Below are 24,621 nucleotides of genomic sequence, written 5' to 3'. Positions count from 1 at the left end.
ACGATCGGCCACTGCGGGTAAGTGGTCGTCACTGCGAGCCGGCCTGCCCGGCCGGCGCCGCGGGCGGCCACGAGCGTGGTTCCACTGTCGGCGAGCCTTGGGACGGGCCTGCCGGATGGGACGAACAGGGGGATTCGTGCCGGGAGTCCAGCGACGGATGTGCGGATCGGGGCGGGCCGTCCGACGGGTTCGGATGCGGTGAGCGACCAGGACCGAGTCGTGGATGTGGTGTGCCCCGTCTGCTGGGATCTGCTGCAACCCGCCGGGTGGTGTGCCGGCTGCGGCTGGCCGCCGTCGGCGCCCGGGCCCACCGCCTATCGGGACGCGGCGCGGGCGTTCGATCACGCGGCGGCGATCCGGGTGGCGCACGCGCGCGGCTACGGCCGGGTGCCCGAGCCCCTGGCCGAGTTGGTGCGATTCGGGCCCGTGCCGAGCGATGCCGAGTTCCCGGCGGCCGAATCCGCCGCGCCGTCCGGTCGGGCGGCGGCGCTGACCCTGCTCACCGCGTTGAGTGCGGGTGAACTGGACCTGGTGTTGTTCCTGGAGATCGGGACACGGCACCTGACCACCCAGTGGGTGCTGCCCGACCACCACGGCTTCATCCGGGCCCCCGCGGAGAACCGGGTCCGTCAGGAGTGGCGCAGTGTGGTGCCGTGGTTGCCCGAGGACGTCGCGGTCCGGGAGTTGACCCTGGCCGGCGGGGTGGGCCGCAGGCCGGCCGTGGGCACGGCACAGGCCCCGGAGGCGCTGCGGCGGCGGGCTCGGCGCACGCTGCGCGAGGACTGGGGCCGGAAACTGGCCGAGGTACGGTCGGGCAGCGCCGATCTCGCGGGCCGGGCCTGGGCCTTCGTACTGGTCGAGCGGTGCCCGCAATGGAGCTGGTGTGCCCTCGCGGCCGAGATCGTGCACGAGGTCCTGCCGCCGGCCGCCGTGCTGCGGGGCGGCCCGTTCGCCGTCGAGGGGACCGAACTCGCGGTCTTGGTGGAGCAGTTGGCTCTGGACGCGCCGGTTCGGCACGCCCTGCACCTGGTCAGCGGCGATCCGCGGGCGAACGAGCCGGCCCGGGAGCGCCACGACGTGTTGCTCGAACGCGGCGCCATTCCCGGTACCGAGGCCGCGCCGCTCGCCGAGATCACCCTCGGGTTGCGCGGGGAATCGGCGGACGGGCACGAGGTGTCGGTGTTGGTCGCCGACGCGGCGGACGCGCGCGAATGGTCGGAACTGGCGCGGGTCAAGGTGATCGCGCCGCCGGGCGAGGTCTGCCTGGCGGTACGGATGCCCACCCCCGGCCGGTTGCTCTTCGACTCCGGCCACGGCGCAGCCTGGGAGGTGGCCGAGGAGCCCGCCGAGGTCCGCCCGCTCGCGCCCCTCACCCGGGGGCCGGCGACGCAGCGGCCGTGGTGGGCGCGCGAGCAGGTCACCTGCGATCTGTTGTGCGCGGTCGAACTCGGCGGCGAGCCCGACCGGACCCAGGCCCGACTGGACCTGGTCCGGGCGCTGTTGGCACTGGCGGCGGCGGCACCCACGGCCGGCGCCGCGCGGTGGGGCCGGGCCGGTGTGGTGGGCTACCACGATCACCCGCAACCCTGGCGGGCCGGCCACGATCCGCTGCGCCGGGTGGACTTCACCGACCCGACCGCGGCCCGGGCGGCGATCGCGGACTGGACCGGCTCGCCGATCGTGGATCCGTATGCCGCGCCCCTGGAGCGGCTGTGCGCGCTGTTGCGCGGGAACGCGCTGGCCTGGTCGCCGCAGCGGCCCACCGTGGTGATCACCGTCGGTCGACGCGGCCCGCATCCCTATGTCGCGGGCCGGGACCCCGCTCGCGCGCACGGCGGCTACCGCTGGGACGTGGACCTGATGGCACATCAGGCCGCCCGGCGGGTACGACACATGCTGGTCACCGACGACCTCGAATACCCGCGCGCGCTGGACTCCTGGGCCCGGCGGCGCACCCTGCAGGCCTGGCGTCTGCTGGGCGCGAGCGGGTGCTTCACGCTGGGCCGGAGCAGGCCCGAGGACCTGCTGCGATTCGGCCTGGGCGCGGCCACCGACGCGGGCGGTCCGCCGCTGCTGCTCGAGCTGCTCGCCCGGCCGGGGGCGGACCCGGCCGGCTCGAAGGAGGATCGCCGATGACCGACCCGATCGCGCCCGCGGCCGACCCGGCCGAGGATCCGCCGGTGGCCACCCTCCCGGAGAAGCGCATAGCCCTGTGGGGCGCGCCGGGCTCGGGTCGCACCACCTTTCTCGCGATGATCGAGGAGGCCGCCAAGGAATCCTGCCGCCGAGTCGAACAGGGACCGGACTCGGGCCACCACGCGCCGGGCTGGCGGGCGCTGCCCCACAGCCCGGGCACCCTGGCGTTCCAGGAAAGGGCTCGGGCCATGTTGTTCGAGCCCTACGCGTTCCCGACCGGGTTGCCCGAGCCGGCGGAGTACCGCTTCCTGTTCCGCCGCCTCCCGCGTGTGCGGTTGCTTCGCGGGCTCGCCGATTCCACCCGGTTCGTGGCCGACGTGCGCGAACTGCCGATCCTGACCGACGCCAACCAGCAGGCGGTGCAGGACGATCTGAACACCCGCACCGGCCTGATCCTGCTGTTCGATCCGACCTGCGAGGACGAGCACTGGCTGGAGAACCTGGGACGTCTGCTCCGCGGCGCGATCGCCCATCAGCAGGACCGGGCCCCGGATGTCGACCTGTTGCCGCTCGAACTGGCCGTGTGCGTCTCGAAGATCGACGCCCCGAAGGTGTTCCGCGAGGCCAGGTCGGGTGCGTGGGCGAAGCTGGATCGACACGGCCGGGTCCGGGTGCGCGACCCGCAGGCGTTCTTCGGCTGGTTGTGCGATGGCCGCAGCACCTTCGGGAGGGCGGCCGTCGGCCTGCCGCCGTTGCTGGCCCAGTACTTCGACCGGATCCGCTACTACGCGACCAGCTCGGCCGGCTTCCGCAGTCCGGAGAATCAGCGGATCGATCCGGAGGCGTGCCACAACGTCATCTCGAGCCTGGGGCGCCTGGAAGGTCGCCCGCGACCCCAAGGGATCATCGAGCCCATCCTGGCGATGCGTGCCACGCGTACGACCAAGGAGGGATGACCTTTGTCCGCAGCCACATCCTCGTCGATACCCCGGCCCGCGTCGAGCCACGCCGTTCGAACCGAGGGTCGGGCCCGACCGTCCCGGCCCGGTCCGCTCGCCCTCGTGCTCGCCCTCCTGCTCGTGCTGCTGTGCGCGCCCGCCACACCCGCGGCCCGCCGGGCCGACGATCCGCGGACCGCCGACCCGGTGGTGGCCACCGGCCGCCTGCTCGACGAGTTGGGCGCGGACAGCCAACCGGCCGATTTCTACGTCGTGCTCGACGTCTCCACCTCGATGCTCGACGACGGCAACTACGACGCGGCCAAGGCGGCCCTGAAGGACTTCCTGCTGGCGATGCCCGCCCACGACCGGATCTCGGTGATCAGGTTCGGCGCGAAGACGACGACCCATCTGCCGCTGACCACGGCCCCCCAGGGCGCCGCCGCGATCGCCGACTTCCTGGCCAAACTGCCCAAGCCGAACGACACGGAGAGCGACTTCGGCGCCGCGATGGTGTCGGTGTCCGAGATCATCGCCGCCGACAAGCGACGCACGGCCGGATACCTGCCGCCCACCGCGATCGTGGTGCTCACCGACGCCCAGTTGTACGCGCCGGGCAATCCGGACTTCGCGAACGCCAAGTCCCCCGGCTGGACCACCCTGCGGCAGGAGTACGCGAAGGCGGTCGAGGAGCGCGGTCCGATCGCCGCCTACGCGCTGCCGCTCGGCGAGAACGCCCGCGGCGTCGACCTGATCGCCGAGGTGTTGCCCAAGGCGCAGACGCTCAGCGGCACGGTCAGCCAACAGGCCGCCCGACTGCGCGACCTCGAACACGACGCGCGCAAGCGCAAGGGCGTCGCGCTGATCAGGGTGGATCAGGGCGCGACGGTCCGGGCCGAGTTCGGACCCGGGCCGGTACCCGTGCGCGGCGTGCGTCCCGATGCGGCCGCCTGTGCGGGTGCCGCTCCCGCCCCGGTGCAACGGGTCGATCTGTCCCGGCCCACCACGCTGTGTCTGACCCTGACGTCGAGCGCGCTGCACATCCGGGTGACCGTCTCCGGTCTGCAGATCGACGACCCGGCCCTGAACAGCGGACTGCCGACCTCGATCACGTTGGAACCGGGCATCCCGGCCCATGTCCCGGTCACACTCCGAGCCCACGATCGCACCCGATCCGATGCGTTCGCCACCTCGACCGGATACGAGGCCGAGGCCACTTTGCTCGGCACCGTGTCGGCCACGCAGGCCGCCGAGTTCGCCGATCTCCTGCAGGCCGACGGTCCGTACGTGGTGTCCCGACTGCGCGGTGGCGGGCTCGCCTACACCGGCGCCGTGCGTGGTTCGGTCGACTGGTCGATCTGGGTCTGGCTCGCGGTGGGGCTCGCGCTCACCGCCGCGGCGGCGACCACGTTCTGGCGGCTGTTCCCCAAGGACGTGTCCATCGAACTGACCCTGGACTACAAGGAGTCGTATCGGTTCCCCGAGGCCGCCACGCGCCGGCTCCGCGGCATGCGCCACGAGTGGCGACACAACCACCCACTGCTCCAGGGCGCGACCACGTCCTTCGTGGCCCGAGGACGCCGGCCCCGAGCCGGTCGCGGGGTGACGATCACCGCACGACACGAACACGAGGGCCGAACGAGCACGTCCCGGCGCCGGCTGCGGATCGGCGAGAGCACCATGCTGTACGGCGTGTGCGTTCGGGTGCGCAGCCGACCGAGGCCGGTGGAGCACACGGATCCGCTGCTTTACGAAACGGCCGGCGCAGGCATCCGGACCGGGGACGACGTGCCGACCGAGCCGACGTCCGTCCGCCGGGCCGAGTCGGGTCCGTACGGCGCGGAGCCGGAGCCCTCGGCCCGGGCCGAGGACGACTCGCCGACCCCGGAGCCGCAGGGTTGTGCCCGGGCCGAGGATCCGCAGAACGGGGAACGCGAGAGGATCACGACGACCATTCCCGGGGAACAACCGAAACCGGACCGGCAAGCGATCCACCGACCGCCCCGCCCGCCCGGCTGAACCCCCGGCGGGCGGACCGACTCCCGATCCCGACCGGCACCCCGCGCACAGAAGGGCCCACGTGGACGCGACCGACCGACACGACCGCCCCCGCGAGACCGCGGGCACGCTGCGGGCGCATTGGGCCTGGTACCACGACGGTCGGGTGCCGGCGTGCAGCGCGGGGCCGGAACGGCGGGCACACTTCGAGCGGCTGGTGCGACCCACCCTCGACGAATACGCGCCGCCCGGGTGGGTGGGCCTGACCAGTACCGGACGCGAGGACCCGTTCGTCGCGATGACCCTGCGCGATACGGACGGGGTTCGCTACTTCACCGCGCCGTACGCCGAGATCGCCGCCGCCGCGGCCGGCTACACCACACTGTGGCTCGCCTTTCGCGGCATCGAACTGCCCACCGACCGGGAGCGACCGCTGCGGGTGCGGCTGCCCGGTTCGCCGGCCGAGGTCGGCGTCCGGGCGGGCGACTTCGAATGGCTCGCGGGTGTCGCGGCCGCGGTCCTGGCCGGCCCGGTGGTGATCACCGGCGCGGAGCGCCTGGACACCCGGGGTCGGCTGGAACTCCTGGACCGGGTGGCCGCGTTGTTGCCGTACGGCTGCCGCGCCGGGCTGCGCTTCGCGACCTCGATGGGCGCCACCGGGCGACTGCGACCCCGATTGGCCTTCGGCCGGGTGCCCGCGCCCGGCACCGTGCGGGTCGCCCTGGACGGCATGCCCGACCTGCCCGACCTGCCCGCGGCCCGTGCCTACCTGGGCGAACTGACCACGCTGCGCCGCCGGGTGGGGCTCGACCCGCTGATCGCCGCGCTCGCGACGCTGCACGAACCCGGCACGCCCGCCGCCGGGGACCACCTGCTCGGGTTGCTCGCCGAGGCGGGTGCCCGGGCCGCCGGGGACGGCGAGGGCGCCGACGGGCGGCGCTCGGCCGCGGAGTTCGTGGGTGCCGCCGCGGCGCGGGCACCGGCGGTGGCGGTCCGCCCCGCGTCGATCCTGGACCGGTTGTTGAGCGGGGACACCACGTTGGCCGCGCCGATCGCCGAGCGTTGGCGGGCGGAGGACGGCGACGAGGTGACCCGGGACATGGCCGCCGCGCTGCGGGCCCGGCCGGCGGGATTGGCGGTCGGCTGGAACACGGCCGTGGCGGCGGGCCGGGGGGATCGGCTGGTGCACGTCCTGCTCGGCCCGGTCCCACCGCTACTGGCCGGTGCGACCCCGCCCGCCGGCACCGCGCTGCGGGCCTCGCGGGGCCCGGACTCGCGGGGCCCGGACCCGGCGACGGACGGCGCCGGCCGGGCCGATGCCGATTCGGTCTCGCCGGAGGCGCTGGTCGCCGACCTGTGCCGACTGCTGGGCCCGACGCCGACCACGGACGTGCCCGCGCTCTACGACGCGCTGTGGAACCACCCGGTGGTGTTGCGCCGACTCCTGGACACCTCGGGCACGGATCTGCGCGCGTGGCTGGAGGTGATCCGGCCGTGGGACGACCGCGCGCCCGAATGGCTCGCGCCGTACGCGCTGTTGGCGGGCGAGCGGTTGCGGACGGCCGAGATACCCAGTGCCGAGGCGGTGTTCACCCTGCGGGTGGCCGGGCATACCGACCCCGCCACGATCGCCGCCGTCCTGCACGACCTGTGGCCGACGCTGGTCCCGCTCACCGACCGCCGTGCGGATTCGGCCGCCCAGGGCCTGGCCGCACTCCTGGAGACCCCGTTGGGTGCCGGAGCCCCGGTCGCGGCCCGGGTACGCGCCGACGTGCTGCGGCTCGCGCTGGGCGGCCCGCCCGCGGACGGGCCGTACGTCGCGGCGGACCTGCTGGCGCTGCGGCACGAGCCGGTCGCCCGGGGGCGGTTCGCCGGCTGGATCGCCGCGTTGCTGCGTGCCGTGCCGGTCACCGCCGAACTGCTCGGCGAACTGGTCCGGGCCGGCGATCCGGCGGTCACCGCCGCGGTCGCGGACGCGGTGCTCGCGGACGCCCGCCTCGCCGAACTGCCCGGGCTGGACAACGCGTGGTGGGCGGCGGTCGCCCGGGCCCGCCCGGAACTGGCCGCGCGCGCCGCGAGCGGCTGGTTCCGCGACGCGCTGCGCGGGGCGGACGCCGACGCGGCGGCCCGGGTATGGGCGGGCGAGATCGTCGACGGCCCGGCCCGGGCGCGCCGTGACCTGTACGTGCACGAGGTCGGTCGCTGGTGGCAGGGCGCGAGCGACCGCGAACGCGACCTGCTGCTGCCCCACCTGGAACGCGAACTGACCGCCCGCGGACCGACCTCGGCCCGGGCCCGCGAGGAACTGCGGGCGATCCGGGTGCTGATCGCCGCGCACAGTTGGGGGCCGGAGGCCGCACTGCTGATCGTCGAGCGCGAACAGGACGAGTTCGACGCGTTCCGCCGCCACCTGAAACAACTGCGGGCCGCGCTCAAACACGGCGAGGGGCCGCGCGCGCTCGCCGTCGCGGTGGTGTTGACCCTGCTCGCGCTGTGGGCCGCGGCCCCCGCGCACGACGCCGCGGCGGTCGGCCGGCCGGCCTCGGCGATCGCCGCCGAACCACCCGATCCGTACGGCGCCGAGCGGCTGATCGCGAGCCTGGGCGCCGATCGGGAGGGGGCGAACTACGTGATCCTGGTGGATGCCTCGGAGTCGATGAGGCGCACCGGCCGCTACGCCGCGGTCAAGAGCGCGACGACCACGTTCCTGGGCCGGCTCTCCCCCTCCGATCGGGTCTCGCTGATCAGCTTCGACACCACCGCGACCGAGTACGGCAACGGCCTCGAACCGGTCGCCGATCCGGTCGCGATGGCTGCCCGGTTGCCCGCCCCGCAGGCCGGTGCCGCGTCGGAGGGCGACCCGGCGGGCGCCCCGCCGGCGAATCGGGCGCCGGAACCCGCCGATCTGCACGCGGCGCTCGACCGGGCGCTGACCGTGCTGCGCACGTCCGCGCCGAACTCGGTGAACGGGGTACTGCTGCTCTCGGACGCGGCCCGCGACGCGGTCGGCCCGGACCTGCGCAAGGACTTCGACCGGCTCGGCGAGGAGGGCCGCACGGTCGCGGGCTTCGCGATTCCGTTGGCGAGCGACAGCAGCGCGGGACCGGCCCTGCAGCGGGTGTTGCCGGACACGCGTGTCCTGCGCGACAACCCGGCCGACCCGGGCGCCGGCCTGGCCCAGGCCCGTACCGGCCTGCAACTGCGCAGCGCCGCCCGGATCGTGGCGGCGGACAAGGATCGGGGCGTGCAGGCGACCTGGTTGCGGCCGCCGGCCGAGCAGCCGGACGCGCTGGACTGCCGGACGTTCCAACCGGTGCCGCCGAACACCCGGCTCGACCTGTCCTCGGGCCGCGAGTTGTGCCTGCGGCTGGTGGCGACCACGGCCCGGGTCCCGCTCCAGGTCACCCGGTTGCGGGTGGACGGGGTGGGGGTGGTCGGCCTCAAGGACGGTGCGCCGCTGTTGGCGCCGGGCGTACCCGTCTACTTCTCGGTCAACCTCGCCGCGCGCACACATCGCACCGACGGCATGTGGGCGGACGCGGGCCACTACGAGGCCAGGGCGCGGGTGGTCGGCGAGGTGCACTCGCCGCTGGCCGAGTCGTTCAAGGAGCACCTCCCGAACACCCGGCTCGAACTGCGGCCGGAGGTGTCCGGCGAGGATCTGCTCTATCGGGGCGACGAACGGGTGGACGTGAGCTGGTGGCCGTGGCTGTTGGTGGGCCTGGGCACGCTCGCGTTCGGTGGCGTCGTGTGGTTCGGGTGGTCGTGGGTTCGCCCTCGTGTTCGTCGCCGCCCGGTAGCGTGAGCGTCATGCGGATCTTCATCGTGGACGCGTTCACCGATCGACCGTTCCGCGGCAATCCGGCGGGCGTGTGTCTGCCCGATTCCGCGCATGCCGACGACGTCGCCTGGATGCAGTCGGTCGCGGCCGAGCTGCGGCATTCCGAGACCGCGTTCGCGGTGCCGGCGGCGGGTGTGGACGCGGACTTCGCGCTGCGCTGGTTCACCCCGCTGACCGAGGTGGACCTGTGTGGGCACGCGACGCTGGCGACCGCGCACGTGTTGTTCGGCCAGGGCCCGGCGAGTACTTCACGGATCCGCTTCGCGACCCGCAGCGGGGTGCTCACCGCGACCCTGGACAGCGACGGCGTGCTCCTGGACTTCCCCGCGCTGCCGCCGCGCGAGGTGCCGGTGCCGGCCGAACTGGGCCTGGCGCTGGGGGTCGAGCCGGTCCGGGTGGCCGCCGGCGGTGACGATCTGCTGGTGGAGGTGGCGTCCGAGGCGGTGGTGCGGGCGGTGGACCCCGACCTGGAGCTGGTCGCCACGCTGCCGTACCGGGCACTGATCGTCACCGCCGCGGGGGAGGGCCGGGCCGACTTCGTCTCGCGGGTGTTCGCGCCCTCGGTGGGCATCGCCGAGGACCCGGTCACCGGGTCGGCGCACTGTGTGCTCGGACCGTACTGGGCGCCGCGGCTGGACCGCAGGCGGCTGACCGGCGCGCAACTGTCGGCGCGCGGCGGCACGGTCGGCGTGGAGTTGGTCGGCGACCGGGTGCGGTTGTCCGGACGGGCGGTCACGGTGCTGGAGGGCGACCTGGTCGCCGACTGAGTCGGGCGCGGGTCGGGGTCGGGGTCGGGTCCGGGCGGGTCGGCGGCGCGGCTCGGCGCCGCGTGGGTCGGTGGAAAACGGCGGTGGATCATTGGGCCCGCCGTTGCTAGCGTGCGGACACCAACCGATCTGACGCGCCGTCAGTAGAGCCGGGAGTCGCACCATGTCCGAGGCCATCAGCTACAACGCGTCCCACCTGGGTCTGTGCGTCACCGATCTGGACCGGTCCCTGCGGTTCTACTGCGACGGCCTGGGCTTCGCCCCGGTGACGCGCTACGACGTGGGCAACGAGGTCGCCCACACCCTGGAGGTCGAGGGGGATGTGCGCCTGGTGTCGCAGATGATCGCCAAGGCGGGCATGGTCGTGGAATTGCTGCACTACGCCTCGCCGGACCCGCTGGGCGCGCCGTCGCGGCGACGCAATCAGCTCGGGCTGACCCACCTGTCCTTCATCGTCGAGGACGTGGACGCCGCCGCGGCTCGCCTGGTCGAGCACGGCGGCACGCTGCTGCCCGACACGCGGGCCAGTCTGCCCGGCGAAACCGGCTCGACCGAGCTGGTCTTCCTGGCCGACCCGGACGGGACCCGGGTGGAACTGATGAAGCTCGAAGGCTGACCCGTACCGGCCGCGGCCGGCGCCGGTGAAGCTTGCCGGCCGACCCGCACGGGGCCGCACGTTCACCCGGCCGGCCGCGTCATCACGTCGCGCATACACTCGCGCAGCCACGCGTGCCCGGGATCGGCGTTGTTGCGCGGATGCCAGGCCAGGCCCATCGGCAGCGGCGGCAGGTCCAGCGGCACCTCGAAGGTGCGCAGCCCCACCTCCTCGACCATCGTGGCGAGTTGGCCCGCGATCAGGCCGACCAGGTCGCCGGCGCGCAGCACGAACAGCGAGGACGGGAAGGTCGGTACGGTGCCCACCACCCGGCGGGTCAGCCCCAGTTCGGCGAGCGCGGCGTCGATCGGTCCGTGCAGCTTGCCCCGGCGCGAGACGATCAGGTGCTCGGCGGCGGCGAACCGCTCGGGGGTGCACCGACCGTTCAGCAGCGGGTGACCGACCCGGACGCACGCGACCATGCGGTCGTCGAAGAGGTGCTCGGTATGCACCTCCGGCGAGACGGTGTCGATCACGCCCACCTCCAGGTCGGCGACCCCCTCGCGCAGCGCCGGGGTGTCCACGTGGCTCTCCGCGAGGAACTTCAGTCGCACCCCGGGTGCCTCCCGGGCCGCTCGCGCGAACAGCAGCGCGCCGCGCGCCGCGGTGAAGGCGTCGTGCGAGAGCACGGTGAAGGTGCGGGACAGGGTGCGCAGATCCACCTCGCGGGCGGTGGTGAACAGGGTCCGGGCGCGCTCCACGATGATGCGCACCTCGGCCCGGATGGCCAGCGCGTGGGGAGTGGGCACCATCGAGCGGCCGGCCCGGACCAGGATCGGATCGCCCAGCGCCTTGCGGATCCGGCCGAGGGTACGGCTCATCGCGGGTTCGGACAGGTGCATGCGCTGCGCCGCGCCGGAGACGCTGCACTCCTCCAGGAGCGCGTCCAGCGCGGTGAGCAGGTTGAGATCCAGCCCCGATTGCGTCACGCGCATCCTTCCCATGCAAAACATGCACTGGAGTCAATCGACGCTCCACCCTACGGTGAAGAGGTCCGGACACGCAGTCCCCGCATCACCTCTCTTCCTCGTCAGTCGGCTCCTCCTGGGGGGACCCATGTCCACGACCGTCCCGGCCACGTCGGCGCCTCGCGCCGACCGCGCCGAACCCGACCGCGCCGGCGCGTCGCGCGCCGTACTGATCGCGATGTGCGCCTGCGTGCTGGTCGCGCAGAGCATGGTCGCCGCGATCAACCTGGCCATCCCGCAACTGGCCGCGTCCGGGCTGCATCCGTCCGCCGACAACATCCTGTGGATCGTCGACGCGTACGTGATCGTCTTCGCCGGACTGCTCATTCCCGCCGGCGCGCTGGGCGACCGCTACGGCCGCAAGGGCGCGCTGCTCGCCGGGCTCGGTGTGTTCGCCGCCGGCGCCGTGGTCAGCGCGCTCGCCACGAACTCGGCCACGCTGATCGTCGGTCGCGGTGTCTCCGGCGCGGGCGCCGCGCTGATCATGCCCGCGACCATGTCCATCCTGATGCACGTCTTCCCCGCCGAACGCCGGCCGCAGGCGATGGCGTCCTGGACCCTGGCGGTCGGCCTGGGTGGTCTGCTCGGCAACGTGGGCGGCGGCCTGGTCCAGGAATACCTGCCCTGGCAGGGCCTGTTCTGGATCATGGTCCCGCTCGCCGCGGTGCTCGCCGTGCTCGTGCAGTGGGTGACCCCGCGGACCGCGACCCACCCGGCCGCGCTCGACCCGATCGGATCCGCACTGCTGGTCACCGGCCTGGTCGCGGTGTTGTACGGGATCATCGAGGGCCCGGAGTTCGGCTGGGGTTCCGCTCATGTGCTCGGCGGCTTCGCGCTCGGCGGCCTGCTGCTGGCCGGCTTCGTGCTGCACGCGTTGCGCGCGGAACACCCGCTGCTCGACCCGCGCGTGTTCAAGTCCGCCAAGTTGCGTGCCGGTGTGCTCGGGATCGGCGCGAGCTTCTTCGGGCTGTTCTCGCTGTTCTTCATCAACGCCCAGTACCTGCAATACGTGAAGGGCTTCTCGGCGCTGCGCACCGGCTTCGCCATCGTTCCGCTGACGATCGGCATGGCGCTCGCGCCCAAGGTCGCGGTCAAGGCCCAACAGCGCTACGGCACACGTGCGTTGGTGGTGTTCGGGTTGAGTCTGATCGGGATCGGGCTGTTGTGCATGGCGAGTGTGGACGCACACACCCCGTACGCGGTGTACGCCGGGTACCTGTTGATCCTGTCCGCCGGCATGGGGCTGTGCGCGCCCGCGCTCTCCTTCGGGGTGGTCTCCGAACTCCCGCCTCATCAGGCCGGGTTGGGCTCGGGACTGAACACTGCCGCGCGCGAGATCGGCGCCGCGTTGGGGGTCGCGGTGTTCGGCACCGTTTTGGCCGTGCGATTCTCCGGCCGACCGGCCGCGGCACTGTCCGGCACCCGGGGCGCGGAGCACGCCCGCGTCGTGGACTCGTTCACCGACGCGATGTCGGTGGGCTTCCTGGTCGTCGGCGGCCTGCTGCTGGTGGCCACGGCGGTGGTCGCCAGGGGCTATCGGGACCGAGCGGGTGCCCTCGCCACCCCGGCGGGCTCGGGCGGTGCGGCGTGAGTGGGGTGACGAGTCGGCGGCGCGGGCCGGTGGGCCGACTGCTGGACCGGGTGTTCCTGACCGGCACGATCGTGGAGACCGAGGAGATCGCGGCCCGGATGCGGCGGATCCGGATCGGCGACGACGCGCTGCGCGGACTGACCTGCCGGCCCGGGCAACAGGTCCGGGTGCATGTGAACGACGTGCTCACGATGGCCGGTTGGCGGCAGGGCGCGGGCAATCTGCTGCGCACCTACTCGGTGTGGGGCAACGACTCGACGGCCGGGACGCTGGACCTGTGCGTGCTGGACCACGACGGCGGCCCCGGGCCGGGAGCCGCGTGGGGTCGGGCGGCGCGGCCCGGCGACCGGGTGCGGTTCGGCCGGCCCGAGGGCGGCTTCGTGCTGCGGCCGGACGCGCCGTACCACGTGTTCGTCGGTGAGGAGACCGCGTCGGTGGCCCTGGGCGCGATGATCGCGGCGGTGGGTCCGGCGGTGAACGTGTACGGGGTGATCGAGACCGCGACCGAGGCCGACCGGCTGCCGATTCCGCACGCCGAGCGGCTCACCTGGCTGACCCGAGGCACCGCGTCGGCGGCGTCCTCGGCGCCGCTGGCCGAGGCGGTCGGCCGGCTGGCGCTGCCGGCGACACCCGGCATCGCCTATGTGGCGGGGGAGGCGAAGACGGTCAAGCTGGTCCGCGACCGGCTCGTCGCCGACCACGGCTGGGACCGCCGCTCGGTGCTCACCAAGCCCTTCTGGTCCCCGGGTCGAACCGGGATGGACTGACGGCGGCCCGGGCACCGGTCGAGTCGACGTCGACTCGACCGGCACCCGGTCCTGTCACAGCGTGAGCAACGCGCGGATCGGGCGGGTCGGATCGGTCAGCGGCCGCATCGCCAGCCGGATCAGCGCGAGCGGGTTGTCGTCGCCCGCGATCCGGTTCGCGCCCAGCACCCCGCAGGACTGGCACTGGTGGATCAGCTGCCACTCGCCGTCCGCCCGAACGGACATGCTGAGCACGCTCATGCGACCCCGGCAGTCGGCCGCCCGATCGCCCGGGACGCGGCGATCGAGGTGCAGGCTGGTGAGGCAGTGCGGACAGTGGTTGCGATGCGCCGTGCCGGGCGCGAGCAACGGTACGTCGAGCCGACAACCCACGCAGCGGAAGGCGTCGCCGCGCCCGGTCCGCCGGTGCGTGACGTCCTTGTACCGCTGCGGGCGCCGACCCGCCGGTTTGCGTCGGGCCATCGTCACCACTCCCCGAACACTTCGAGCGGGAACGGGGGGTGGGCCAGTGGCCGGACGGCCATCCGGATCAGGATGAGCTGATTGTCGTCCGGCGCGATCGCGTTCGAGGTCAGTTCGTCGCACAGGATGCACCGATGCACGACCATCCAGTCGCCGCTGCGCAACACCGCGATCGAGATCGGCGACATCCGCGCCAGGCATTCGGACGGGCCGCCCTCCACCCGGTCGAGGACGTGCCGCGAGTGCAGGCAGCTCGGGCAGTGGTTGCGCCGGCCGCCGGCGGGGTCGACCGTGGTCACGGTGAGGCCGCAGCGGACACAGTCGAAGGTGTCGGTACGCGGTGGGACGGTGTGCTGTCTACCGGAGTTGTGGTTGGCGGTGGACACTCGGAAATCTCCTTGCCGGAGGCGGAAGCAAAGGCAGCAAGGAAGCGCCGAGCGCTCTCGGGAGGGGCCGTGCACACGGCCCGCCGCAGTAAACGCGGACGGGTCGGTGGGCCCACCGGGGGATCAGCGGCGGTCGGGAGGATTCCCGACGCCGGATCCGGCCGCGGTCGGATGAGGCGCGCTCGGCGCGGTCACGGGCATCAACACCTGATTTCGGAAAGGGGTGGACGTCCGCGCTGAGCGGACGTGACCCGTCGAACGTAACAGCGGGTGCGGCGACCCGGCCAACGCTTTTCGCCCGGTCCCGGGCGGCGCTGCGAGGTGCGGCCCGCACCGTCCGGTCGCGCGATCGGCACTGCCAGACTGCTCCGATGATCGTCGCACTCGCACACGAGGCCGACCGGCCCGGCTTCCTGACCCTGGCCGCCGAGGTGGAGCACTGGTTCGGGCCGATGGTGGACGAGCCCGGCTTCCACGCCGCACTGGACGCACACATCGCGGCCGGCCTGGCACTCGTGGTCCGGGAGGACGCGGGGCGGCCCGGGTTGCTCGGCGGCCTGCTCTTCGGCGTCGAACCGCCGGTGCATCACGTGCACTGGCTGGTGGTCTCCGCGGCCGCCCGGGGCCGCGGTGTGGGCCGGGCGCTGATGGCGCAGGCCACGCGGCGCTATGTGCGCGGGCCGGGCAGCATCGAGTTGATCACCTTCGGGGCGGACCACCCCGGTGCGATCGAGGGTGGTTCCCGCGCGTTCTACGCGTCGCTCGGTTTCGTCGCCGCCGAACCGGCCGAGCCGGGTCCGGAGGGCGGCTCGCGCCAGGTGTTCCGCCGCACGGTCGGCGCGGAGCCCTCGCCCGACCGGCACTGACCGTCGAGCGAGGGCAACGAAGCGGGGACTACCCGGTCACACCACGCCGAAGGCGGTCATCGCCTCGGTGACCCGCAGGAAGCCGGCCACGTTGGCGCCCAACACGTAGTCGCCCTCGTGGCCGTGCTCGGCGGCCGTCTCCAGGCACGTGGCGTGGATGTCGCGCATGATCGCGCCCAGTCGGGCGTCGGTGTCGGCGAAGCTCCACGACGTGCGCGCGGCGTTCTGCGCCATCTCCAGCGCCGAGGTGGCCACGCCGCCCGCGTTCGCCGCCTTGCCCGGGGCGAACGGCACGCCCGCCGCCTGGAAGACGTGCACCGCGTCCGGTGTGCACGGCATGTTGGCACCCTCGGCGACCGCCATCAGACCGTGCTTGACCAGGTGCGTGGCAGCCGCACCGGAGAGCTCGTTCTGCGTCGCACAGGGCAGCGCGACGTCACACGGGACCTCCCAGACCGAGCCGCCGGACACGTAGCGCGCGTGCGGCACCCGGTCCGCGTATTCCGCGATCCGCCCGCGCCGCTCCAGCTTGATCTCCTTGAGCAGGTCCAGGTCGATGCCCTTGTCGTCGACGATGTAGCCGGCCGAGTCGGACGCCGCCACGACCCGGGCGCCGAGTTCGCGGGCCTTCTCGATGGCGAAGATCGACACGTTGCCCGAACCGGAGACCACCGCACGGCGATCGACCAGGTCGTCGCCGCGCACCCGCAACATCTCGGCCAGGAAGTACACGCAGCCGTAGCCGGTCGCCTCGGTGCGCACCTGCGACCCGCCCCAGCCCAGGCCCTTGCCGGTGAGCACGCCGGACTCGTACCGGTTGGTGATCCGCCGGTACTGGCCGAACAGGTAGCCGATCTCCCGCCCGCCGACCCCGATGTCGCCCGCCGGCACGTCGGTGTGCTCGCCCAGGTGCCGGTACAGCTCGGTCATGAACGACTGGCAAAAGCGCATCACCTCGGCGTCCGAGCGGCCCTTCGGATCGAAGTCCGAACCGCCCTTGCCGCCGCCGATGCCCAGCCCGGTGAGGGCGTTCTTGAAGATCTGTTCGAAGCCGAGGAACTTGACCACGCTCAGGTTGACCGAGGGATGGAAGCGCAGCCCACCCTTGTACGGCCCGAGCGCGCCGTTGAACTCGATCCGAAAGCCGCGGTTGACCCGCACCCGTCCGGAGTCGTCGGTCCACGGCACCCGGAACAACACCTGGCGTTCGGGCTCCACGAGCCGCTCCAGGAGCGCCGCGTCGGCGAGTTCGGGACGCCTGGTCAGCGCCGCGGCGAGGCTCTCCAACACCTCGTGCACCGCCTGGTGGAACTCGGGCTCGCCGGGGTTGCGGCGCAGCACCTCGTCGAAGGTCCTTGCCGCCGGGCCGGTCAGCTCGGCGAATGTCTGGGGACTCATGGGTGGTTGTCCTTCCGTCGACGGGCGCGTCGCGGGCGATCGCGTGCGGGGTCACGCTATCCGCCCCGCGGCCCCGGACGGTCGCAGCCGGCCCCGCGCGTCGGGATGAGGGAACGCCCTCATTCCTGCGGAACCCCCACCTGCGATGCTGCATCCCGTGTGGCCCAAAAGATTTGATGCAGCGTCACGTCGAGTGGCGGCCCTGACCCTCGTGCTCCTGACGGCCGCGTGCGGGATGGGGGGCTCGGCCGGGACCGACCCGCGGTCCGAGCCGCCGGCCCGATACAGCCCGATCGAGGTGGGTGTGCCCGATCCGGTGCTCGCGCCCCCGGTCCCGGCGCCGCCGTGCGACCCCAGTCGGAGCCTGACGCCGACCACGCCGGGCCGGGCGGGCGCGATGCCGGCCGGTTCGACGATGCGGGCGATCCAGGACCGGGGTCGGCTGGTGGTCGGCGTGGACCAGAACACCCGGATGTTCGCCGCACGCAACCCGAGCACCGGGGCGCTGGAGGGCTTCGACATAGACCTGGCCCGAGAGGTGGCCAAGGCGATCTTCGGCGACGCCGACCGGATTCGGTTCGTGACCATCCCGCCGGGCCGCCGGATCGACGTCCTGGTCGGCGGCGAGGTGGACATGGTCGTGGACGCGATGACCATCACCTGCGAGCGCCGCCAACAGGTGGAATTCTCCGGCGTGTACCTGGACGACGCGCTGCGTTTCCTGGTGCCCAAGGGCACGAAGGTGACGAGCCTGGCCGATCTGGCCGGCAAGTACGTGTGTGTGTCCTCGAACACCACGCCCGAGCGTCGGGTGGCCGAGTCCAAGGCCCGGGTGTACGCGGTCGCGGACCGCACCGACTGCCTGGTCGCGCTCCAGGAGGGCCGGGTGGCGGCGGCGTACACCAACGCGTCGCTCCTGGAGAGCCTGCGCGAGCAGGACCCGTGGCTGGAGGTGGTCGGGCCGACCGCGGTGGAGGAGGTCAAGGGCATCGCGATACCCAAGGGGCAGACCGATTTCCTGCGCTTCCTCAACGGCGTGCTGGAGCAGGTGAAGAGCAACGGTCAGTGGCAGGCGCTCTACGACAAGTGGCTGCGCGCGGCCCTGGGCGCGGCCAAGCCGCCGACCACCAGCTACGGCGGATGACCTTTGTGGCAGCGGTTACTGACGATGCGTCAGGTCGCTGCTACGTTGCCGCCATGTTCCTTTCGCTCGGACTGCCCACACACCTGGTGGAGGCCGGCGCCGATCTGATCAGCGCCGAGGCCGTGATGGAGATGTCCCGCGCGGCCGAGTCCGCCGGGTTCGACGCGGTCTTCACCACCGACCATCCGTTCCCCGGCGACCAGTGGCTCGCCCACGGCGGCCATCACACGCTCGACCCGATGGTCACGCTGTCCTTCGCGGCGGCGGCCACCACCCGGCTGCGGCTGCACACCAACCTGTTCGTACCGGCGTACCGCAATCCGTACCTGTCCGCGAAAATGATCTCCTCGCTGGACGCGCTGTCCGGCGGCCGGGTGATCCTGGGCGTGGGTGCGGGCTACCTGGAGCCGGAGTTCGCCGCGCTGGGCGCCGACTACGCGAACCGCAACGACGTGCTGGACGACGCGCTGCGGGCGATGCGCGCGGCGTGGACCGGGGAGAGCGTGGGCGGCAACACCATGCGCCCGCGCCCGGCGCAGCCGCGGATCCCGATCTGGGTGGGCGGCAACAGCAAGCGGGCGATCCGCCGGGTGGTGGACCTGTGCGACGGCTGGCTGCCGATGCCGGCCCCGGCGGGCGCGTCCAAGTACCTCAAGACCCCGGGTCTGGAGACGCTGGCCGACCTGGCGGCGCGGCTGGACTACGCCCGCGAGTACGCGGCCTCGGTGGGCCGTACCGATCCGATCGACGTCACCTTCATGCCGCGCGGGATGAGCATGTTCGACGGCGACGGCATCGATCACGAGGCGATCGTCGCCGACCTGACCGAGCAGGCCGCGGCCGGGGTGACCGGGGTGACGCTGACGTTGCCGGCCACGTCGCGGGCGCGGTACCTGGAGCAGACCGCCGCGTTCGGCGAGCTGGTCGTGCCGCACGTCAGGAAGTTGGCCGTGCGCCCGCTCCTGGGCTGAGCGGGCGGGCCCGGCGCCGATGCGACGCCGGGCCCGTGCGGGGGCGGGAAACGCCCCGCGGCTCACTGGCTGTAGGAGCCGATGAAGTCGCCGATCCGGGTGATCGCGTCGGTCAGGTCCTCGACCTGGGGGAGCGTCACCACCCGGAAGTGGTCCGGCTGGTGCCAGTTGAATCCGGTGCCCTGCACGACCAGGATCCGCCGGCTCTGGAGCAGGTCGAAGACGAACTTCTCGTCGTCGACGATCTTGCACACGTCCGGGTCGATCCGCGGGAACGCGTACAACGCCCCCTTGGGCTTGACGCAGGTCACCCCCGGGATCGAGATCAGCGCCTCGTACGCGGCGTCGCGCTGGGCGTGCAACCGGCCGCCGGGCAGGATCAGGTCGTTGATGCTCTGGTAGCCGCCCAGCGCGGTGGCGATCGCGTGCTGCGAGGGCACGTTCGCGCACAGGCGCATGTTGGCCAGGATGTTCAGGCCCTCGATGTAACTGGCCGCGTGCCGCTTGGGACCGGACAGCAGCAGCCAGCCGGAGCGGAAGCCGGCCACCCGGTATGCCTTGGACAGGCCGTTGAAGGTCAGGCACAGCAGGTCCGGCGCGAGCGAGGCCAGCGGGATGTGCACGGCGTCGTCGTAGAGGATCTTGTCGTAGATCTCGTCGGCGAGGAGGAGGAGTCCGTGCCGGCGGGCGAGATCGACGATGCCTTCCAGGATCGGCTTCGGGTAGACCGAGCCGGTCGGGTTGTTCGGATTGATCACCACGATCGCGCGGGTGCGGTCGGTGATCTTGGCCGCGATGTCGTCGAGGTCGGGGTACCACTCCGCACCCTCGTCGCACAGATAGTGCACCGGCGAACCGCCGGACAGGCTCACCGCGGCCGTCCACAGCGGGTAGTCCGGCATCGGCACGAGCACCTCGTCGCCGTTGTTCAACAGCGCCTGCAGAGCCATCACGATCAGCTCGGACACGCCGTTGCCCAGGTAGACGTCGTCGACGTCGACACCCTCGATGCCGCGGGTCTGATAGTGCTGCACCACCGCTCGGCGGGCGGACAACACGCCCTTGGAGTCCGAGTAACCCTGCGCGGTCGGCAGGTTGCGGATCATGTCGTGCAGGATCTCGTCGGGTGCCTCGAAGCCGAACGGGGCCGGGTTGCCGATGTTCAGCTTGAGGATCCGGTGCCCCTCGTCCTCCAGGCGTTTCGCCTCGTCGAGGACCGGGCCGCGGATGTCGTAACAGACGTCCGCGAGCTTCCCCGATTGGCGCACCTCGGGCAACGGACGATGTTGTGGCTGCGACAACTCTTCGACGCTCACCTGGATATCTCCTCCTCGCAGGGCAATCGCCCGCGCGATCCTCGGGTGCACGGTGTGGGCGGGCGACCCCGCGAGTCTTCCACGCCCGGGGGCCGTGACGCAGTGGGATATTTGCCACGTGGATCACCCGGTACCCGTTCGGGACGGGGCCGGCACCGGCTCGGGACGCTGCCGGTTGGACGACAAGAGTTCATCCGCGCGTTGCCCGCGTGGCAGATCCAAATCACCCGACGGCGCGCTCGCGGTGCCACCCTGCCGCATATGGACGTGTCGTACTTCTACGGAACTGCGGGCGAAATCGACGCCGCGAGTCTGTATCGGCTGTTGTCGCTGCGCAGCCGGGTATTCGTGGTCGCACGCCGGCAGCCCTGGCTCGATCCCGACGGCCGTGACATCGAACCCGGTACCGCGCACCTGTGGGCGGAACAGGACGGGGTGGCGGTGTCCACGCTGCGCCTGACCGAGGAGGGGGACGGCCTGTTGCGGATGGGTCGCGTGTGCACGTTGTTGTCGCACCGCAGACAGGGACACGCCACCGTCCTGGTGCGACACGCCCTGGTCCTGGCGGGCCCGCGCCCGGTGATCTCCGACGTGTACGCGCGCAGCGCGGACTGGTTCACCCGGCGCGGCTTCGAACCGCGCGGCGGGCGCACCGTCGTGGACGGCGAGCCGCACACGTCCATTCGACACGTTCCCGCGGCACGCCGTGTACCGGCGCCGTCCGGCGGGTCCGGGTCCGGACAACGAGGCGGTGGGTACGTGCCGGCGTGGGCGTCGACCTGACCACGAGCCGCACCCACCGCCGCACCCACCGCCTCGCCCGCGCGTGACGAGCCGCGCCGCCGGCCGGAAACCGCCGGCCTCGCGGGCCCCACGGCGCTGCCGGGACGTGTTTGGATGGCCTCTCGTGTCGGGGAGGGATCGGCCATGCGATTTGTAGTCCTGGGGGCCGGGGCAATCGGCAGCGTCCTCGGTGCTCGCCTCGCGCAGGCGGGGCACGACGTGCACCTGGTGGGCCGACGCGCCCACGTCGACGCCATCCGCGCGCACGGGCTGCGGGTCCAGTCCCCGGACCGCGAGGACGTGGTGCGGCTCGACGCGGTGACCGACATCGCCACGTTGGATTCGCTCGTGGACTGGGCCCGGGTGCACGCGGTGGTGTTGTGCGTGAAGTCCCAGGACACCGCCGGCGCGCTGCGCGAGCTGGCCCGATACGCCGATTCGCGAGTGCCGATCCTGTGCGCCCAGAACGGGGTGAGCAACGAGGACACCGCGCTGCGCCTGTTCGCGAACGTGTACGGCGTGCTGGTCGCGTGCCCGACCGCCTTCCTCGAACCGGGCGTGGTGCGCACCTACTCGTCGCCGGTGACGGGGGTGCTCGACATCGGCCGCCATCCGCGCGGTCGGGACGCGTTCGCGGCCCAGGTGTCACGTGTCCTGTCCGGCGCCGGCTACGGCTCCGAGGTGTACGAGGACATCACCGCGTACAAGTACGGCAAGCTGGTGACCAACCTGGGCAACGCGGTCGAGGCGCTGTGCGGCCCGAACGCGCGCGGCGGGAACCTGGACCGACTGGCCATGGACGAGGCCCGTACGGTGCTCTTCTCGGCCGGCATCCACGCCGAGTTCGCGCCGGTGAGCGCGCTCGTGCAGGTGCGCCCGGTGCGCGGCGAACGGCGGCCGGGCGGCTCGTCCTGGCAGAGCCTGTACCGCCACACCGGCGGCATCGAGACCGACTACCTCAACGGCGAGATCGTTCGGCTCGGCCGGCTGCACGGCGTGCCGACCCCGGTCAACGCGGAGCTGCAACGCGCCGCGAACCGACTGGTGGCGGTCGGCGGCGAACCCGGCTCGGTGTCCGAACTCGACCTGCTGCGCGCCGTCGTGGACGGTCGGGACCAGCCCCGTCGGGAAGCCTGAGCGCGGCCGGGGAGCGCGGGAGCGCGGGGAAAAGCCGGTGACCGCCGGGTCGGCCGCTCGCTAACCTGACGATCCGTCGGCGAACCGCCGACGTGCCGACCCGACGCTTCGTCGGCAGCGCGCCCATGATCCGCCCGCGAAGGGAGTACACCGATGGGAGCCGCAAGTGCACCCGGTTGACGCCCGCTTCGCGGATCCCGCGGAGCCATAGGGCCGGCCGCCGGATCCGCCGCACGTCCCTCGGGGGAACCTCATGAACGACCCGGACACCCGCGCCGACTCGCCATCCCTCGAGGACTGCCTCGCCGTCCTCGGCGCGCTGTCGGACCTGGCTCCGGAGGCACCCGAGCGGCGACGGATCGAGCAGGCGCTCGCGTCCTTCGTGCGTTCCGGGCGCCATCGCCGCCGGGCCGAGCAGCGCGCGCTGCGCACCCGGGAGCGCACCGAGGTGACCGAGCGCACCGCGCTGGGCGCCGCCGACCGGATCGAGGACCGTGCGCTGGACGACACCGGACTGCCCTCGTGCGTGGGCGTGGTCGAGATGGGCCTGCGCTGCTACGTCTGCAAGCAGCCCTACCGGCGGGTCGACGGTTTCTACCACCGGCTGTGCCCCGCGTGCGCGGTGGAGAATCGGCAACGACGCCACGCGCGCACCGACCTGATCGGGCGACGGGCGCTGGTCACCGGCGGCCGGGTCAAGATCGGCCACGAGCTGGTGCTCAAACTGCTGCGCGACGGCGCGGAGGTGATCGTGACGTCGCGCTTCCCGCACGACACGCACGAGCGGTTCGCCGCCGCGCCGGACCACGACGCGTGGGCGCATCGACTGCACGTGCACGCGATCGACCTGCGCGACCTCGGCGGCCTGGTGGCGTGGTGCGATCGACTGGTGGCCGAGGGGCGCCCGCTCGACATCCTGGTCAACAACGCGGCGCAGACGATCCGTCGACCGGCGTCGGCGTACGCGCCGTTGTTGGCGGCGGAGCGGGCCGCGCTGGGGCCGGGCGCGTTCGAGTTCGCGTCCGGGGCCGGGTCGTTCGCGCTCGACCGGTGGCCCGCCGACGGGTGGGACCCGGCCGGGACGCCGCCGGGCGCGGAGCCGGCTCGGGTCGAGCCGGACGCGGCGGGGCTGATTCCCGACCGGGCCGTCGCCAACTCGTGGTCCAAACGGGTCGACGAGGTGGATCCGGTGGAACTGCTGGAAGTGCAACTCGTCAACGTCACGGCGCCGTTCGTGCTGGTCGGCCGGCTGCTGCCGCTGCTGCGCGCGAGTGCGCGCGAGCGGCGCTACATCGTCAACGTGTCGGCGGTGGAGGGCCAGTTCGGGCGGGCGTACAAGTCGCCCGGGCATCCGCACACGAACATGGCCAAGGCCGCGTTGAACATGCTGACCCGAACCAGCGCCGAGGATCTGGCCGCCCACGGCGTGTACCTGAGCAGCGTGGACACGGGCTGGATCACCGACGAGAAGCCGCTCCCGGGCAAGGCGCGGGTCGCGGCCGCCGGGTTCCGCACGCCGTTGGACATCGTCGACGGCGCGGCCCGGGTGTACGACCCCATCGTGCGCGGGGAGCGGGGCGAGCCGGTGTTCGGGTGCTTCCTCAAGGACTATCGGGTCGCGCCCTGGTGATCGGGGGAGTTGCCACGGTCGGGTTCGACGGTGGCGGGAGGGTGCCCCGGTGGTCGGTCTCGACTACCGGGGCACCTGCTGCGGCACCGGCCTGCGGCTCGGCACGGAGGTGCCGAACCGCAGCCGGTGGTCGGTGATCCGGGCGACCCACATCAGTCGGCCTCGGCCAGGATCAGGTAGAGCCGCTTGCGGGTGTCGTTGACGACCTCCAGGGCCTTGGCCCGCTGCGCCTCGGTGCCGTTCATCATGAGCTGGCGCAGCGCGTCGCCGATGCCGTGCATCGCCGAGCGCAGGTCGTGGACCGCCTCGAAGTCGACGCCCCGGCTGGCCTCGTCCCAGGGCTTGGTGCCCTCGGGGAGTGCGGCGGCCTCCTCGCGACCGGCGTCGGTGAGGGTGAACAGCTTGCGGCCGCTGCCCTCGACGCCCTCGATCACGCCCTCGTCCTCCAGGAGCTGGAGGGTCGGGTAGACCGAACCGGGGCTGGGCTTCCACACGCCACCGGTGCGCTCGCCGATCTCCTGGATCATTTCGTAGCCGTGCATCGGCCGTTCGGTGAGCAGAGCCAGGATCGAGGCTCGTACGTCGCCGCGTCGGGCGCGACCGCGCCCGCGGCCGCGACCGCGTCCCTCCGGTCCGCCGCGGCCGTGCCCGCGTCCCCACGGGCCGGGGCCGGGCGGGCCCCACGGGCCGAAGGCCGGGCGGTCTCGTCCTTCCGCGCCCCACGGGGGGCGTCCCTTGCTGCGGTGCATGAGTTTCTCCTTGTTGATCTTGTGTGTGTATCGCGATCGTTCGCGATGGCTCAACGATATATCGGGAGTGCTTCTTTCGCAAGCAAGCGAGGTGCGGTGCGTTCGGCCGGGCCGGCGG

At 72.8% G+C, this 24,621-nt stretch carries 20 protein-coding genes; 14 read left to right on the top strand and 6 right to left on the bottom strand.

Going from position 1 to position 24,621, the window contains the following annotated elements:
• Positions 1–198: 198 nt before the first annotated feature.
• The 6 genes from ABZ374_RS04800 (at position 199) to ABZ374_RS04775 (ending at position 10,296) form a co-directional block, all read left to right on the top strand.
• Positions 199–2,136, top strand: a complete 1,938-nt coding sequence (locus ABZ374_RS04800) for a hypothetical protein (RefSeq protein WP_360306155.1) — start codon at positions 199–201, stop codon at positions 2,134–2,136.
• Positions 2,133–3,092, top strand: a complete 960-nt coding sequence (locus tag ABZ374_RS04795) for a hypothetical protein (RefSeq protein WP_360306153.1) — start codon at positions 2,133–2,135, stop codon at positions 3,090–3,092. The genes ABZ374_RS04800 and ABZ374_RS04795 overlap by 4 nt, the downstream gene beginning before the upstream one ends.
• A gap of 105 nt (positions 3,093–3,197) precedes the next feature.
• Positions 3,198–5,093: a vWA domain-containing protein gene (locus tag ABZ374_RS04790; protein WP_360306151.1), complete on the top strand. Its 1,896-nt coding sequence runs from the start codon at positions 3,198–3,200 to the stop codon at positions 5,091–5,093.
• Positions 5,094–5,154: 61 nt separating this feature from the next.
• Positions 5,155–8,877, top strand: a complete 3,723-nt coding sequence (locus ABZ374_RS04785; protein ID WP_360306149.1) for a vWA domain-containing protein — start codon at positions 5,155–5,157, stop codon at positions 8,875–8,877.
• 5 nt (positions 8,878–8,882) lie between these two features.
• Complete coding sequence (locus ABZ374_RS04780; RefSeq protein WP_360306147.1) at positions 8,883–9,680, top strand: PhzF family phenazine biosynthesis isomerase; 798 nt, start codon at positions 8,883–8,885, stop codon at positions 9,678–9,680.
• A gap of 163 nt (positions 9,681–9,843) precedes the next feature.
• Entirely contained in the window at positions 9,844–10,296 is a 453-nt protein-coding gene (locus ABZ374_RS04775) for a VOC family protein (protein WP_360306145.1), read from the top strand.
• 62 nt (positions 10,297–10,358) lie between these two features.
• On the opposite strand, the gene ABZ374_RS04770 is transcribed toward ABZ374_RS04775, so the two are convergent.
• Entirely contained in the window at positions 10,359–11,270 is a 912-nt protein-coding gene (locus tag ABZ374_RS04770; protein WP_360306143.1) for a LysR family transcriptional regulator, read from the bottom strand.
• Positions 11,271–11,481: 211 nt separating this feature from the next.
• Between ABZ374_RS04770 and ABZ374_RS04765 the strand changes: the two genes are divergently transcribed.
• Together ABZ374_RS04765 and ABZ374_RS04760 are read left to right on the top strand one after the other, a co-directional pair.
• Positions 11,482–12,894, top strand: a complete 1,413-nt coding sequence (locus tag ABZ374_RS04765) for an MFS transporter (RefSeq protein ID WP_360306452.1) — start codon at positions 11,482–11,484, stop codon at positions 12,892–12,894.
• The gene (locus ABZ374_RS04760; protein ID WP_360306141.1) at positions 12,891–13,661 is read left to right on the top strand and encodes a siderophore-interacting protein; all 771 of its coding nucleotides are present in this window, start codon (positions 12,891–12,893) and stop codon (positions 13,659–13,661) included. The genes ABZ374_RS04765 and ABZ374_RS04760 overlap by 4 nt, the downstream gene beginning before the upstream one ends.
• A 54-nt stretch (positions 13,662–13,715) precedes the next feature.
• On the opposite strand, the gene ABZ374_RS04755 is transcribed toward ABZ374_RS04760, so the two are convergent.
• Together ABZ374_RS04755 and ABZ374_RS04750 are read right to left on the bottom strand one after the other, a co-directional pair.
• On the bottom strand, positions 13,716–14,123 hold the full coding sequence (locus ABZ374_RS04755) for an RNHCP domain-containing protein (protein WP_360306139.1): 408 nt from the start codon (positions 14,121–14,123) through the stop codon (positions 13,716–13,718).
• 2 nt (positions 14,124–14,125) lie between these two features.
• The gene (locus tag ABZ374_RS04750) at positions 14,126–14,509 is read right to left on the bottom strand and encodes an RNHCP domain-containing protein (RefSeq protein ID WP_360306137.1); all 384 of its coding nucleotides are present in this window, start codon (positions 14,507–14,509) and stop codon (positions 14,126–14,128) included.
• A 371-nt stretch (positions 14,510–14,880) separates the two neighbouring features.
• Between ABZ374_RS04750 and ABZ374_RS04745 the strand changes: the two genes are divergently transcribed.
• Positions 14,881–15,375 (top strand): GNAT family N-acetyltransferase, encoded by a 495-nt coding sequence (locus tag ABZ374_RS04745; RefSeq protein WP_360306135.1) that lies wholly within the window; start codon positions 14,881–14,883, stop codon positions 15,373–15,375.
• 36 nt (positions 15,376–15,411) lie between these two features.
• Here ABZ374_RS04745 and gdhA read toward each other — a convergent pair whose 3' ends face one another.
• Entirely contained in the window at positions 15,412–16,773 is a 1,362-nt protein-coding gene (gene gdhA / locus ABZ374_RS04740) for an NADP-specific glutamate dehydrogenase (protein ID WP_360306133.1), read from the bottom strand.
• A gap of 193 nt (positions 16,774–16,966) precedes the next feature.
• Here gdhA and ABZ374_RS04735 point away from each other — a divergent pair, with 193 nt between their 5' ends.
• Complete coding sequence (locus tag ABZ374_RS04735; protein WP_360306131.1) at positions 16,967–17,917, top strand: glutamate ABC transporter substrate-binding protein; 951 nt, start codon at positions 16,967–16,969, stop codon at positions 17,915–17,917.
• A gap of 53 nt (positions 17,918–17,970) precedes the next feature.
• A complete protein-coding gene (locus tag ABZ374_RS04730) occupies positions 17,971–18,888 on the top strand; it encodes an LLM class F420-dependent oxidoreductase (RefSeq protein ID WP_360306129.1) in 918 nt (305 codons plus the stop codon).
• Between the two features lie 62 nt (positions 18,889–18,950).
• Here ABZ374_RS04730 and ABZ374_RS04725 read toward each other — a convergent pair whose 3' ends face one another.
• Positions 18,951–20,165 carry a pyridoxal phosphate-dependent aminotransferase gene (locus ABZ374_RS04725; RefSeq protein WP_360306449.1) on the bottom strand — a complete coding sequence of 405 codons (1,215 nt, stop codon included), beginning with the start codon at positions 20,163–20,165 and terminating at the stop codon, positions 18,951–18,953.
• A 300-nt stretch (positions 20,166–20,465) separates the two neighbouring features.
• Between ABZ374_RS04725 and ABZ374_RS04720 the strand changes: the two genes are divergently transcribed.
• The 3 genes from ABZ374_RS04720 (at position 20,466) to ABZ374_RS04710 (ending at position 23,754) form a co-directional block, all read left to right on the top strand.
• Positions 20,466–20,987, top strand: coding sequence for a GNAT family N-acetyltransferase (locus ABZ374_RS04720; RefSeq protein ID WP_360306127.1), 522 nt, complete (start codon positions 20,466–20,468; stop codon positions 20,985–20,987).
• Positions 20,988–21,131: 144 nt separating this feature from the next.
• Positions 21,132–22,124 (top strand): 2-dehydropantoate 2-reductase, encoded by a 993-nt coding sequence (locus ABZ374_RS04715; protein WP_360306125.1) that lies wholly within the window; start codon positions 21,132–21,134, stop codon positions 22,122–22,124.
• 253 nt (positions 22,125–22,377) lie between these two features.
• Positions 22,378–23,754: an SDR family oxidoreductase gene (locus ABZ374_RS04710; protein ID WP_360306123.1), complete on the top strand. Its 1,377-nt coding sequence runs from the start codon at positions 22,378–22,380 to the stop codon at positions 23,752–23,754.
• A 152-nt stretch (positions 23,755–23,906) separates the two neighbouring features.
• Here ABZ374_RS04710 and ABZ374_RS04705 read toward each other — a convergent pair whose 3' ends face one another.
• On the bottom strand, positions 23,907–24,503 hold the full coding sequence (locus ABZ374_RS04705) for a PadR family transcriptional regulator (protein WP_360306121.1): 597 nt from the start codon (positions 24,501–24,503) through the stop codon (positions 23,907–23,909).
• Between the last annotated feature and the right edge of the window lie 118 nt (positions 24,504–24,621).

The sequence above is a fragment of the Embleya sp. NPDC005971 genome, assembly GCF_040629175.1.
Lineage (GTDB): Bacteria > Actinomycetota > Actinomycetes > Streptomycetales > Streptomycetaceae > Embleya.
This window is presented reverse-complemented; position numbering and strand designations above follow the sequence as displayed.

Coding starts and splice junctions, on each gene's coding strand:
- ABZ374_RS04710 (WP_360306123.1), top strand. CDS start 22,378: ATGAACGACCCGGACACCCGCGCCGACTCGCCATCCCTCGAGGACTGC.
- ABZ374_RS04705 (WP_360306121.1), bottom strand. CDS start 24,503: ATGCACCGCAGCAAGGGACGCCCCCCGTGGGGCGCGGAAGGACGAGAC.
- ABZ374_RS04770 (WP_360306143.1), bottom strand. CDS start 11,270: ATGCGCGTGACGCAATCGGGGCTGGATCTCAACCTGCTCACCGCGCTG.
- ABZ374_RS04765 (WP_360306452.1), top strand. CDS start 11,482: ATGTGCGCCTGCGTGCTGGTCGCGCAGAGCATGGTCGCCGCGATCAAC.
- ABZ374_RS04755 (WP_360306139.1), bottom strand. CDS start 14,123: ATGGCCCGACGCAAACCGGCGGGTCGGCGCCCGCAGCGGTACAAGGAC.
- ABZ374_RS04745 (WP_360306135.1), top strand. CDS start 14,881: ATGATCGTCGCACTCGCACACGAGGCCGACCGGCCCGGCTTCCTGACC.
- gdhA (WP_360306133.1), bottom strand. CDS start 16,773: ATGAGTCCCCAGACATTCGCCGAGCTGACCGGCCCGGCGGCAAGGACC.
- ABZ374_RS04775 (WP_360306145.1), top strand. CDS start 9,844: ATGTCCGAGGCCATCAGCTACAACGCGTCCCACCTGGGTCTGTGCGTC.
- ABZ374_RS04720 (WP_360306127.1), top strand. CDS start 20,466: ATGGACGTGTCGTACTTCTACGGAACTGCGGGCGAAATCGACGCCGCG.
- ABZ374_RS04715 (WP_360306125.1), top strand. CDS start 21,132: ATGCGATTTGTAGTCCTGGGGGCCGGGGCAATCGGCAGCGTCCTCGGT.
- ABZ374_RS04730 (WP_360306129.1), top strand. CDS start 17,971: ATGTTCCTTTCGCTCGGACTGCCCACACACCTGGTGGAGGCCGGCGCC.
- ABZ374_RS04780 (WP_360306147.1), top strand. CDS start 8,883: ATGCGGATCTTCATCGTGGACGCGTTCACCGATCGACCGTTCCGCGGC.
- ABZ374_RS04795 (WP_360306153.1), top strand. CDS start 2,133: ATGACCGACCCGATCGCGCCCGCGGCCGACCCGGCCGAGGATCCGCCG.